The following is a 14,129-nucleotide window of genomic DNA, read 5'->3' as shown; positions in this document are numbered from 1 at the left end:
AGCACAAAGTTGTTAATTCTTTTGCAAATGTATATAAATATTTGAAATACAAAACCAATGTACTTATTTTTTGCTATTATTCCTTAATTCCATAAGCCAAATCCCCGGCATCACCCAGCCCGGGAACTATATACGAATGTTCATTCAACTCTTCATCAATAACTCCCACCCAAACCGTAGTATTTTCAGGAAAATGTTTTTTTATATAATCAATTGCCTTACGACTGGCGATAACAGATGCCACATGCACATGAGAAGGCATACCTTTCGTAAGCAAAGCGCGGTAGGAAAGTTCCATAGAACCTCCGGTCGCTAACATAGGATCGGTAAGAATAAGCACTTTCCCATCGATACGCGGTGATGCTATATATTCTATGAATATATCAAAATTAAGCTTGTCCTTATATTTGCGATAAGCCGAAACAAAAGCATTTTCAGCATCGTCAAAATAATTAAGAAATCCCTGGTGAAAAGGTAGCCCTGCGCGGAGTATAGTAGCTAATACGACCGGATCGGAGGGTACAGAAGTAGGGGCTACTCCCAATGGAGTAGGAATGTTTTTCACTTCATAATGCAAGTGTTTACTTATCTCATAAGCGATAATTTCCCCAACACGTTCCAAGTTCCGGCGAAAACGCATCATATCCCCTTGCACATTAACGTCCCGGAGTTCAGCCAAAAACTTGTTTACCAAAGAATTCTGGTCTCCAAAATTTATTATTTCCATGTATTTATTTTTATTGCCGGAGAGCAAAAATACAAATTTCTTACATAACAGTAAATAGATTCTGCGTATTTATTCTCTCACAGCGACATTTATTCATCCTTATGTACATGGGAAGAAAACGAACTGCTCTTTATTCTTTATCAAATCTTATCCGGCCGAAACCTAAGTTCCTTATTTATATTGGTGAAAAATATACTTTTTTCGTATAAACCAAGATATTTGTCTTTTATTTCATTTTCTTCTTTTCCTCTTCTGAATTTTATATTGTTTTTTTGATTTAGCTACTAACTGTTTATATGTTTTTCCCTTGCGAAGCCTGCGGCCACGCCGTATTCTGACTTTCTTATAAGAATGCCTTTTCAAGTGTAACGTACCGTTGCCTATCCGGGAACGAAGGGCACGAATCACTCTTGACCGCGTCTGGTAAAAATCATCTACATCATAGACTCTGCTCTTACCGGAAATAATTATTTCTGAAGACAATGACTGTATATTCATTTCTTTTTGGCGCTCTTCTTCTTCAATAAGATTGTCAACAGAAGCCTGATAAAATTGTTGTATGTAAGACACATAAGAATCATCATTTTGTGCCGAAACATCGGGAACTGAAGCAGCGGGCTGTATAGATATATCAATACGGGGAGTTTGTGAAACAAAGCGGGGAATCTCGCTAATAGGTATCTCGGGATATTGAGCTACCATGGTACTACCCATAATTATCCATGTCCCTACTATGAGATGTTGCTTTTTCATGATTAATATTTAATTATGTAAAATTAATAGTATTATTGCAAACTGCCAAAATTATGACTTATTTTCGTTTTATTTCTCATAATAAAAATGGTATTTCCATTCAAAGCAGATATATAAAGTAAATGACAGACAAAACGATTTTCTCCCCCTTCGATGGAATAAACAACACCATATATTTACACTAATTTCTATTTTCGTTTATCGTCACTATAACTATCAAGGAATGTGTCATTATCATCTTAAACGAGAATGGTAAAAAGAAAATATATTTTAAACCATGTATCTATAAACAAAAATTTTGTGTTAAAGCGGTCATTAACAAAAAACAACACATAATTACTGAAAAATTTCTTTAATTAAAGTCCTACTTGCAGAAATTGTATTATTTTTGCATCGGTTTTCAAGATTAGGATAATTAGAGAGAATAAATATTAATCAGTCAATTTAATCATTAACAAAATGGCTACATTAGATTTAAGCAAGTACGGTATTACTGGTGCTACTGAGATTGTGCACAATCCGTCCTACGAACAACTGTTCGCAGAAGAAACAAAACCCGGATTAGTAGGTTTTGAAAAAGGTCAGGAAACAGAACTGGGCGCTGTAAACGTTATGACAGGCGTTTACACGGGTCGTTCCCCTAAAGATAAATTCTTCGTTAAAGACGCTACCAGCGAAAATACGGTATGGTGGACTTCAGACGAATACAAAAATGATAACAAACCTGTTGACGAAAAATGCTGGAAAGCAGTCAAAGAACTGGCAACTAAAGAACTTTCAAATAAAAGATTGTTTGTTGTTGATGCTTTTTGCGGTGCCAACCCTAACTCTCGTCTGAAACTTCGTTTTATTATGGAAGTTGCATGGCAGGCTCATTTCGTAACAAACATGTTCATCCGTCCTACAGCTGAAGAACTGGCTAACTTCGGAGAACCTGACTTCGTTATCATGAATGCTTCTAAAGCGAAAGTTGAAAACTACAAAGAATTAGGTCTGAACTCTGAAACCGCCGTAGTATTCAACCTGACCGAAAAAATCCAGGTTATCCTGAATACATGGTATGGCGGTGAAATGAAGAAAGGTATGTTCTCTTACATGAATTATCTGCTTCCGTTACAAGGAATGGCTTCTATGCACTGTTCCGCCAACACCGATATGAACGGCCAGAACACAGCTATTTTCTTCGGCCTTTCCGGTACGGGAAAAACAACTTTGTCTACCGACCCGAAACGTTTACTCATTGGTGACGATGAACATGGCTGGGATGATGAAGGCGTATTCAATTTCGAAGGCGGTTGCTATGCAAAAGTTATCAACTTGTCCAAAGAAGCAGAACCCGATATCTACAATGCTATAAAACGCGACGCTCTTCTTGAGAACGTAACTGTAGATGCTAACGGTAAAATCGATTTCAAAGACAAATCGGTTACAGAAAACACTCGCGTTTCTTATCCTATCTATCACATCGACAACATCGTTAAACCGGTATCTAAAGGCCCGGCTGCAAAACAAGTTATCTTCTTGTCTGCCGATGCATTCGGCGTATTGCCTCCGGTATCCATTCTGAACGCAGAACAAACCAAATATTATTTCTTGTCAGGTTTTACCGCTAAACTGGCTGGAACCGAACGAGGAATTACCGAACCTACTCCTACTTTCTCGGCCTGTTTCGGTGCTGCATTCTTATCATTGCACCCAACCAAATATGCTGAAGAACTGGTAAAGAAAATGGAAAAATCAGGTGCGAAAGCATATCTGGTAAATACCGGATGGAACGGAAGCGGAAAACGTATCTCTATTAAAGATACACGCGGTATTATCGATGCTATCTTAGACGGTTCTATCGACAAGGCTCCGACCAAGACGATTCCTTACTTCTCATTCGTAGTTCCTACTGCTCTTCCGGGTGTTGATCCTAATATCCTCGATCCTCGCGATACATATGCAAACGCCGGAGAATGGGACGAAAAAGCTAAAGACCTGGCTAACCGTTTCATCAAAAACTTCGCTAAGTTTACAGGAAATGAAGCTGGCAAAGCATTAGTTTCAGCCGGTCCTCAATTGTAATTTCCGATTACCCATATAAATAAAAGAAGCCGCAAAATGCGGCTTCTTTTATTTTTCCTGTTTTAGCAGGACTTCGTTTTACGTTTTCGGTTTCCGTATATCTTCAACAACCCGTAAACGGCAAACGATACAAGAACAAACGTAGCAACAAAAGCCCATACATTTACCACCCTATATTCTGCCTTTAATGTATAGTCATCGGCAAGCAAGCGATATGCATCCACTTTCCACACCCATGCTCCTTTGTCATAAAGAGCCGTATTTACCGAAAGAGGATTGCCCGGTAATTTCAACTCATACCGTATAACGACATCAAACAAAGATATAAAACGGGTTTTTTCCTGAAACAACGTTTCAAATCGTTTCACATTTTCATTTTTCAAAACAGAAAAGTGACGGGTCTTAAAATACCGATCCAACATACTGCAAACATCCTCAGGTGTAAATTCTTTATTTTCTCCTTCTTTGGGTCTGTTTATCATATATACGGTATCTTTTACTGCTGCTAAGCGGGAAAAAAAGAGTGTGTCTTTGTTTCCCTCATCACAATTCTCCACTATAGCAAAACTTATCTCGTACATTGAACGGCTATACCACTGCCAGAACTTCTGTCCGATAGCATCCAACACCTCATTCAGTTCTATTCCATTCATTCCCCGATATCCACTCATATCTCCCTGGAACCATAATTTTTGTTCTTTCTCACTCATATAATTACCAATAGGAACCGGTCCCTTCTCCGGAATTTCCCTAAATATGCTGGTAAACGTATAATAGGTATAAAACCACCGGAAACGAGAGGTAAGCAATTCATCCGGAGTTGCCAGGGGTGCATCTGTATCCTGTACCGGCTTTATACTCTCGTACATTTCTTCTACAGAATTAAAAGACCGGGCTACCCTGACATTAAGCTTCTGTTCTCCTGAGAAAAAATCATAAGTAAAAACAGTATCGTAACGGGTTATTGCCCATCCGGAGTCAATACGAAATAAAAAAGGATTGCATTTCATATTCCCGGCCATAAATGCCGAATCGGCTAAAGTATATACACTTCTCAGTACCTCACCTTCTGTATTCAATTGGGTCTCGGCCCTGTAATATCTGGTATTGCAAGAAGTTATAAACATCAACACAATCCAGAGATATAGTAAACTGTTATTTTTCATCATACATTCGTTTTTTATTATTAATTAAAACCCGTTATTGCAACCCGATACCAGTAAATCTTTTATCTTATTGATTTGTTTCTCTCTCTTTATACGGTCCGACCGCCATGATTTTACAACAGAAAAAAAAACCTCGCTCTTTTCAGAATAATCCATATCCGAGACTATACCGGCACTAATATCATGCACTTCCGGTATTACGACCATTCCGGCCGATGTCGTATCATTACCGGTCATATCTCCAGATAAAGTCTCATGGCCCAAGAGAAATAAAAGGAATATTGCTGCCACAGAAGACAACCAGGTTGTGAATAATAATCTTTTATCTGTTTTTTTTCTTACAGAAAGTTCCATGATCTTATCCAGAATGGACCGGGTTAATTCCTCAGGATTTTCTACAGCGGGCTCCATGTCCTTTATCCTTTTTTTCAGATATTCATAATCTGTATTCTGCATCTGTTTCATAATCTGCTTTTTAATTTGTCTCTTATATTTTTACGTGCCAGATAAAGATTACTCTTTATTTTCTCGGGCGAAAGCCCCGTTATTTCTTTTATTTCATCTACATCCAACTCTTCAATATCCCGCAATATAAATACTATCTTTTGTTTGGGCGAAAGCCCTTCGGTAAGTTTCAAAATCAAATCCTTCAGTTCTCTGTTATCCATTTCGACGTACGGATCGGTATCGGAAACCAGGTTCAAACCGGAAGATTCTACTTCCGATATGCTTCTCCTTTCAGGAGAGCGCTGCAGAACTCTTAATCTGTCACAACAAATATTACAGGTAATTCTATATATCCAGGTTGAGAGTCTATATCTCGGGTTATAACCCGCCAAAGACAGCCATATCTTTATAAAACTATCCTGAGTTATGTCTCTGGCTTCCTCTTCGTTACAAAGCAAACGGAACGACAACCTATATACTAAAGGCTGATATTCGCGTACAATAGATGCAAAAGCGACGGTATCGCCCTGTCTGCATTTTTCTATAAGTCGGCATATTCGCTCCTGCTCCATAAAGTAAGTATTTTAATGATGATACGATATGAATCGCAGACAGTCGAATTTTTATGATAAATTTTATATAAACCGGAAATGCTCTATTTTTTATCATATAAAGAACAGGCCTGCCGCAATATATTGGAAATATCGTATCTCAGTTCCTCGGGAGCCAAGACTTCCACTGTTTTTCCGAACGATAAAATTTCCTGTTTCAAATCATATGTTATCTTCAAATGGTATTTAAAAATAGAATAAACAGGTCCCGTAACTGTTTCTATCTGGGAGTCGTGTAAAGGCAATACCCTGAAATATTTGGCCTGTTCGGCCTCCACTTTAAGCAAAATATCGTATGTTTTTCCTTCTCCCTGGATAATACCGAAACTATCCTGAAAGTAAGTCTCCGGGGAAAAATCCTCCGGAATCGTGAAATTCTTGTCCGAAATGAAAACCGAACATATCCTGTCCAAGGCATATATCTTCACTTTTTCGTCATAGGAATTCTTGCCGATCACATACCATCGCTGCCTGAATACTTTTACAAAATACGGTTCTACTTCCAAAGTTTGCGGTACAACACGCCAGAAAGACTGGTAATCCATATTCAGCACCTTACCGTCTCTCATGGCATCAATAATAACCGACAAGTATTTTTGTCCCGAGGGGATATTTTCAGGAACTATACGGGCTTGTAGTTTATGGCTGTCGCTTATCATACTGGTCACGGCGAATGTATTCAGCAACCAGTTTCTGTAACTGCCGGAATTCAACTGTTCGTCATCTTCGATATAATATTCATACGTAGAGCCATCGCATTCGATATTCACATCGAACAATTCCTGTATAGCCTGACGGTAATTATGGAAAGTACGCCTGGCGAACGGTTTTCCCTCGGACAGATCGGTCCTCATCCAGCGCTCGTTTATCTCCCGTTGGGTAAGTCTGCCGTTCCGTCTTAATACATCTATCAACCATATGTACCGTGAAAACAAGTTCTTTGCCATAGTTTTATTATTTCATATACAACAAATATACATATTTATCGCCATTCGCACGCTTTCATGTAAACAACAACAGGATATAAAATACAGAACGGGACTTGAAGTCCCGTTCTGTATTTATCTTTATCTGTTTACTTCTTAGTTGTTTTACGAACCGCCCTTTTCTTTGCAGAAGACTTGTCCGGAGCATCATTGATTATTTTCATACATTCTTCATAGGTAAGAGAAGCTGCATCGGTTGCTTTAGGAATCTTATAATTTTTCTTTTTATAAGAGATATATGCGCCATAACGGCCGTTCAATAACTCCAGTTCCGCATCTTCAGGAAAACTTTTTATTAGACGCTGGCTTTCTTCTGTCCTTTTATTCTGTATCAGCTCTACCGCTTTTTCCAGAGTCACACTTTGAGGCGTCAAAGTCTTAGGTAAAGAGACATATTTATTATCATGCTTGATATAAGGACCGAAACGGCCTATCCCTACCGAAACCGTTTTTTCTTCAAAATCGCCCAACGTGCGGGGAAGGTCAAATAATTTCAAGGCCTCTTCCAGCGTTATGGTACTCACAGACTGCCCTTTCATCAAAGAAGCGAACAAAGGTTTTTCTTCATCCTCCGGAGTTCCTATCTGTACCAACGGACCGAAACGGCCTATCTTTACCGATACTGGACGTCCCGTCTTAGGATCGGCACCCAGCACACGCTCGCCGACTTTATGTTCTAACCGTAAAGAGAGTGCATTCTCCACTACCGGATGAAATATTTTATAGAATCCGTCTATCTCCTCCGGCCACTCCGATTTACCTTCTGCAATATCGTCGAATTTTTGTTCTACATTCGCCGTAAAATTATAATCGAGGATATCAGGAAAATATTCGGTCAGGAAATCATTAACTACTATTCCTATATCGGTAGGTAATAATTTCGCTTTTTCATTCCCGGTTATTTCGGTTTTTATCTCTTCCCGTATATTCCCGTTTTTCAGCGTAAAGACATTATATCTCCTTTCGGTCCCGGTTTTATCTCCTTTTTCCACATAACTGCGCTGCTGTATGGTAGAAATAGTAGGAGCATAGGTTGAAGGACGCCCTATACCCAATTCTTCCAGCTTGCGTACCAGACTGGCCTCTGTATATCTCGCCGGATGCTGGGTAAATCTCTGCGTAGCAGTAATCTCTTTCATTTCAAGACGATCCTTAATATGTAGTGGAGGAAGCATCTTTTCATTTTCTTCCATTTCGGTATCATCGTCCTGGGATTCCAGATATACTTTTAGAAAACCATCGAACTTAAGAACTTCTCCCACGGCTACAAAATGGTCGTCACTATCTGAAATAGATATGGTAGCAGTCGTTTTTTCCAATTCAGCATCACTCATCTGGGAAGCTATGGTACGCTTCCATATCAGCTCATACAACCTGCGTTCCTGAGCCGAAGCATCTATTTCATGATTACCTATATAAGTAGGACGTATAGCTTCATGGGCCTCCTGGGCACCTTTGGATTTAGTATGGTAATTACGTATATGAAGATATTTTCCTCCTAATGTATTTAATATTTCATCTTTAGTCGTATCAATAGCCAAACTGGAAAGATTCACCGAGTCGGTACGCATATAAGTGATAAATCCCGACTCGTATAACTTCTGGGCCACCATCATAGTTTGCGCTACGGAATATCCCAGTTTACGAGCGGCTTCCTGCTGTAAAGTAGACGTAGTGAAAGGGGGAGCCGGAGATTTTTTAGCCGGTTTTACCTGTATATCTTCTATCGTAAAATGAGCCGACATACATGTTGTAAGCAAAGCCCTTACCTCTTCTTCGGTTTTTAAACGGCGTCCCAATTCCGCTTTCATTTGTACCGGAGTCCCGTTAATACCCGGAACTAAGAACACAGCAACAACGCGGTAAGACGCTTCAGTCTTAAACCGCTCTATTTCTCTTTCCCGCTCTACAATCAGACGTACGGCTACAGACTGGACACGACCGGCAGAAAGTGCCGGTTTTACTTTTTTCCATAACACAGGGGACAATTCGAAACCTACGATACGGTCGAGCACACGCCTTGCCTGCTGAGCATCTACCCGGGGAATATCTATGTCACGGGGATTTTCGATCGCATGCAGAATAGCGGACTTCGTGATTTCATGAAAAACGATACGTTTTGTCTTTTCGGGTTTAAGTCCCAAAACCTCATACAAATGCCAGGCTATGGCTTCTCCCTCACGGTCCTCATCGGAAGCCAGCCATACCATATCGGCCTTTCCGGCTTCTTCTTTTAACGTTTCGACAAGCTTCTTTTTATCCGCAGGTATTTCATAGATGGGAGTATAATTATTTTCTATATCGATACTGAAGTCTTTTTTCTTCAAATCTCTGATATGGCCGTAGCTGGACAAAACTTTATAATCTTTCCCAAGAAATTTTTCAATAGTTTTCGCTTTGGCCGGGGATTCTACAATTACTAAATTCTTATGCATAAGCGCGATTAAATATTTATTCTTCGCAATTTTGGCGCAAAATTAGAAAAAACCTGTTGGAATACAGCATATTTTGAGCATTTTTATTATTATTTCTAATTCATGCCCCATTCATACCGTCTTTATTCCAACAGGAGTATCTGCGTTCAAGATCGTAACAATCTTCCCTGAAAAAATGTTCTTAAAAATTCACGGCAAATCCGGCCATAAAATTCAATCTTTGCGCCGGCATACCATAATAATATTCATAACGACGGTTAAGCAGATTATCAACCTGTGCGAATAATGTCACATCATTCCCGAAAGTATACGATGCACCCACCTTTACATTATGAATATTTTTCAATGTTCCACGCATTACTTCCTGAGCATTCTGAGAATCCAGCGGGTTAAGTTCTTTCCAAATATATTTCCTTCCGGTTGCCATATTATATCCGGCATAAAGCGTAAGAGGTTTTACAGGATGAAGTTTAACATCCAAAGCACCTTCCCACTTAGGAGTATAAAGAACTTCATTGTTATCCCAGCTCCGGAAATCAACTTTAGCATTTATTTCTAACCAGGAAACATAGTTATAACGAACTTCTATACCCAATTTCCAGCAAGCAGCCCGATCCAGGTTAAAGAATCCGACAGCTGGCCTTTTATGTCCTTGGACAAGGCCTCCGGAAACTAATTTATCTTTCACATTCTCATATCCCCCATACAAATTAAAGCTCACCCCAGGAATTGCCCGGCTGCCGAACCCGATAACAGCATCGACAGGCGTATATGAGGATTTCTCACCCACAGAATAAAAATAACGGGTAATATTTGCCAGGTCATCCCATGTAAATATTTTCTTCCCTCCCGTAATACTGGTATACAAAAAATTAGAATCATAGAATTCCCAATCCAGCCGGACATCGGGAGCAAAACGGAAAATAGTACCGTCATTAGCCGATATATCCATATTCATCCCCAAACGGAGATTGATATTATTCTGTTTGACACTGTAATATGGAGTTAATCGTATAACTGTAAATGAACCATATTCAGAATAATTTTTGCTATAAAATAAATTATCCATGCCTCCGTCGATCCCTATTTTGGATATTTCATTGACAGGTGCGCCCAAACGGAATTTCGTAGAGAAATGGTTCTGTGCTTTTCCTTCATCTGCAAATAAAAACAGACCTAATTTGTTTGAGTATCTGTTATATCCGACCGATATATCGTATTCAAAATCTTCTGCATCGGGTAAAGACTTAATACCTGCCTTTATATTCACTTGCTGGGCTACCTGATTCTTATTATCTGCGGCAAGAGGTATCTGATAACCATAATAATTAAATGTATTATAACGATAACCACCGTCTATATTCAATTGCAGAGTATTAAACCGATGACTATAATACAGTCCTACCCGGTTATCATTCCATTTTTGCTTTCTCTTTTCATCATTCTGAAGATATTTTACACTTCCGTTCGCAGAATTATGCTGATACCATACCCCCAGCTTATTTTGTTTACTGTCCAGAATCCGGTATCCCGCACTTCCCGTCATATTCCAGTAATTTCCCAAGGCATAATCGATATATCCCCGTTTTTTCGAATATTTATATGTATCGGCATAACCGTAAGCGGGTAATACCGGAATTTGGGGATTGACGGATGACGGAAAAGTCCAGTCACTATAAGATATTACCTGTTTTACTGCCGATGGAGTTTCCACTTCAGGCAACACATTAATTTTAGAAGCATCCCGCACGATTGGAGTAAAATCTTTTTCAATAGTTACTTCCCGGTTAAGAGAGTTCTTATTCTCCTGCGCCTGTACAGGAATAATTATTGCCATAAACGCTACGATATATAATATATTTTGTTTTTTCATCTTGTAACTTTATTTATAAGATTTATTCTCCTATTTTACTCAAACGTTCCTGAATACGGCCCGCAATATCATCCTGTACCGTATAATTATTTTTCAGGCTTGACAAATATTGTTTCGCCTGGAAATTATCTCCCCGTTTTATAAATATATCAGCCATCAATAAAAAGCCTCGTGCGAGCCAATACTGATGGGACGTACCCTGGTCTATAAAGTTATTCAATTGCTTCTCGGCCATATCGAGGTTATTCGTATCGTAATAATGCTGAGATAATAAATAAGCGCTCTCCGCACCGTATATCGTACGGGGATCGGATGCCAGCACTTTCCAGTCGGCTATTGCTTTATCCGGTTTATCGACAGCCTTATATGCAGCTGCCCTGGCGAACAAAGCCTCTTGTCTTAGTTCCGGAGACAATTTAGCATCCTGTAACAGACTATTTGCGGCTTCCAATACTCCCCAGGGTTTCTGCTGATTTTGTGAAATACGCATTATTCCCAAACGGGAAGCCCTGCGATTTTCAGTCGTTGTTGCTTTCTTCTCCAATAAACGGAAGTTTTCCAAGGCATTGTCCATATCATTTTGCAGGTAAAGAATCTCGCTCTTGCGGGCCAATGCTTCTTCGGCAAAATTCCCGTCGGGCTGATGTTCCAGAACATAGTTAAACGAAAGCAATGCCGTTCCGTAATCTTTTTTATTAAACGCATCGGCTGCTATATAATAATGGGCCTGAGATAAAAAGGCCCCTTGCGGAAATTCCCGAATATATTTCGTCAACCCGCTTATATTTTTTTGAGCGGCATAAGAACGTTCGGCAGCCAGATAACTTAACGAATCCAGCTCGCTTACCTTATATGTAATAGTACCTCCCAGGGATTTAATATATGAAGCGTATGAAGATACGTCATTTTTTTCCACATAAACCGATTTCAGATCTTCGGCCGCTACCCGTGCCTCATCGCTGGAGGGATAAGCCGATATTACCTGTTTATAGGCATCAATAGATTCATCTATCATTCCGCTGTTGAAATATACCATTCCTAATTGCAAACCGCCTTTGCGCGATATAGAACTCTGTGGATAATCTTTCAAGAGTTTTTGATAAACCCGTATGGCTTCCTTGTCATTCCCCATTATCGTATAAGCCTGCCCTTTTTCGAAAAGAGCATCATCTATATATTCCGATTGAGGATAAGTAGCAATAAGTTTATCCATTAAATCGAGTTTTACCTGATAGTTTTTTTGCAGACCGGCCATGAAGCCTTTCTGGAAAAGAGCATAATCCCCGTTACCCGGCAGAATATTTTGAGACTCACCATAATATCTTTCAGCATCGGCAAACCTACGGGCATAATAATAACAATCGCCTATACGGTTATAAGCATCGGCCAACATAGATTTATCGCTTTTATCCGAACCGGATACATACGAATTAAAATGGCTAAGAGCCTCGCTGAATTTATGTTGTTTGAAGCAAGTATAGGCCAGATCATAACGGGCCAGAGAATATAAATGAGTATTCTTTTGTTTTGTCAGCGAAAGATAATTTTTATAATCTTGCTCGGCCTGAGCATAATTATTCTGACGGTAATTACATTCTCCTATCCAGAACCAAGCTTGCGCCCGGGTTTCAGGTACATAATTTCCCATATCAATAGCCCTCTTAAAATAGCTTTTAGCATCGGCCAAACGGGCGTTCGTAAAAGCTTCGGTACCCAGCTGAAACAGAATCCGCTGCTTGGCTGCCAGTATTTTGGCGTCGGGACGTTTTATTTTTTCAATGGAAACCAGCGCAGACTTATAATTTTTAGTCGTCATATATACCTCGACCAGGTAATCATTGATTTTATCGGCATATCTTGAAGCTGGAAATTCGTTCAGAAAACGTTCAAAGACCCCGACAGATTCGTCAAAAGGAGAAAAGGCTGTCTCATGAATACTCAAAGCATAGTTATATAAAGCCGTTTCCTTTACCTGCTGGTCATAATTATACCGGGATGCCGTTTCAAAAGATAATCGGGCATTTTTCTTATCTCCTAATTTAAGATAACTCTGGGCAATATAAAGATAGGCGTTTTGCATCAGCGCATCATCTTTATCGGTCACACGGCTCAAATAAGCAATAGCCTCGGAATAGCGGTTTTCCCTGTACTCTTCTACTCCCAGCATATAAAGGCTGTTCCGCATAGGTCTGGGAGTCATGGAAACATACCGGCCCAGATAGGATAAAGCATCACTGTTCTTTCCTTCGAAATAAGAACTTTCTCCAACCAACCGATTCAGTTCAGCTCCGAATTCTTTTCCGGGATTTCCCCCCAGCAACTCTTTTCCCAAAGAAATTACCTGTGCATAATTCTTTTGGAGAAAATAGATCTGTGTCATATAATATCGTGATTCTGTACCGAATTCACGGCTCCCCGAACTTTTGGCAAATCCTTGCATCGCACGGGCATAATCTCCTTCGGCATACAAAATATAAGCCAAATAAAAATCCGAGGCTTCTTTGTATTTATCTGAAGAACGGGACAAAACTTCGAACAAAGGTTTTGCCTGTAAATAACTTTCTTCTTTCAGATAAGAATATGCCAATCGGTAACAATAGTCCGCCTGCAAACTTTCAGGTAGCTTATCCACGTCCAACCCGGAATAGGTCCGTATCGCTAAACCATACTTTCCTTCAAAAAAATAATAATTGCCGACCTTGAAATTCGCTTCAGGAACATAAGCAGACGACGGATATTTATTTACAAACCGGACCAGCATTTCTACGGACTCTTCTTTCCCCCGTTCATAAGTTGCCGCAGCAATGAAATAATCGGCAATTTCATTCATAGAATAGTCCGAGGTCATCCGCTTCAGTTGTGTAAGCTGATCTATACATCCCACATAATTATGATTCTCATACATAAGACGCCCTCTTTCCAGATATCCTCCGGAACCATCCGAATGTATGCCATACTGCCCGAAAACCGCTAAAGTTCCGAAACTAAACAACGTACATGCAATTATGAAATGTCTTTTTTTCATCGCTCCATATTTTTATACGACACATTTTTTAATTAGACA

Annotated in this window: 10 protein-coding genes; 1 reads left to right on the top strand and 9 read right to left on the bottom strand. The window is 39.6% G+C overall.

All coding sequences use genetic code 11. The annotated features are described in order from the left end of the window. Positions 1-76: 76 nt before the first annotated feature. Positions 77-727 carry a uracil phosphoribosyltransferase gene (upp, locus tag OCV73_RS11205; RefSeq protein WP_147552238.1) on the bottom strand — a complete coding sequence of 217 codons (651 nt, stop codon included), beginning with the start codon at positions 725-727 and terminating at the stop codon, positions 77-79. Between the two features lie 231 nt (positions 728-958). Next, positions 959-1,480, bottom strand: coding sequence for a hypothetical protein (locus tag OCV73_RS11200; RefSeq protein ID WP_147552236.1), 522 nt, complete (start codon positions 1,478-1,480; stop codon positions 959-961). 459 nt (positions 1,481-1,939) lie between these two features. Here OCV73_RS11200 and pckA point away from each other — a divergent pair, with 459 nt between their 5' ends. Then, positions 1,940-3,547: a phosphoenolpyruvate carboxykinase (ATP) gene (gene pckA, locus OCV73_RS11195; protein ID WP_147552235.1), complete on the top strand. Its 1,608-nt coding sequence runs from the start codon at positions 1,940-1,942 to the stop codon at positions 3,545-3,547. A gap of 62 nt (positions 3,548-3,609) precedes the next feature. Here pckA and OCV73_RS11190 read toward each other — a convergent pair whose 3' ends face one another. From OCV73_RS11190 to OCV73_RS11160, 7 genes are all read right to left on the bottom strand, one after another. Then, positions 3,610-4,716 carry a hypothetical protein gene (locus tag OCV73_RS11190; RefSeq protein WP_147552233.1) on the bottom strand — a complete coding sequence of 369 codons (1,107 nt, stop codon included), beginning with the start codon at positions 4,714-4,716 and terminating at the stop codon, positions 3,610-3,612. Positions 4,717-4,737: 21 nt separating this feature from the next. Further along, a complete protein-coding gene (locus tag OCV73_RS11185; RefSeq protein WP_147552231.1) occupies positions 4,738-5,178 on the bottom strand; it encodes a hypothetical protein in 441 nt (146 codons plus the stop codon). Beyond that, on the bottom strand, positions 5,175-5,732 hold the full coding sequence (locus OCV73_RS11180) for an RNA polymerase sigma factor (protein ID WP_147552229.1): 558 nt from the start codon (positions 5,730-5,732) through the stop codon (positions 5,175-5,177). Before OCV73_RS11180 ends, OCV73_RS11185 begins: the two co-directional genes overlap by 4 nt. An 83-nt stretch (positions 5,733-5,815) precedes the next feature. Next, complete coding sequence (locus tag OCV73_RS11175) at positions 5,816-6,718, bottom strand: helix-turn-helix transcriptional regulator (RefSeq protein WP_147552227.1); 903 nt, start codon at positions 6,716-6,718, stop codon at positions 5,816-5,818. Positions 6,719-6,846: 128 nt separating this feature from the next. Further along, positions 6,847-9,192 (bottom strand): type I DNA topoisomerase, encoded by a 2,346-nt coding sequence (topA, locus tag OCV73_RS11170; protein WP_147552225.1) that lies wholly within the window; start codon positions 9,190-9,192, stop codon positions 6,847-6,849. Positions 9,193-9,373: 181 nt separating this feature from the next. Then, a complete protein-coding gene (locus tag OCV73_RS11165; RefSeq protein WP_147552223.1) occupies positions 9,374-11,065 on the bottom strand; it encodes a TonB-dependent receptor in 1,692 nt (563 codons plus the stop codon). 22 nt (positions 11,066-11,087) lie between these two features. Next, positions 11,088-14,090: a tetratricopeptide repeat protein gene (locus OCV73_RS11160; RefSeq protein ID WP_147552221.1), complete on the bottom strand. Its 3,003-nt coding sequence runs from the start codon at positions 14,088-14,090 to the stop codon at positions 11,088-11,090. Positions 14,091-14,129 lie beyond the last annotated feature (39 nt).

Origin of the sequence: Barnesiella propionica, assembly GCF_025567045.1 — a bacterium.
GTDB classification, from domain to species: Bacteria; Bacteroidota; Bacteroidia; order Bacteroidales; family Barnesiellaceae; genus Barnesiella_B; species Barnesiella_B propionica.
This window is presented reverse-complemented; position numbering and strand designations above follow the sequence as displayed.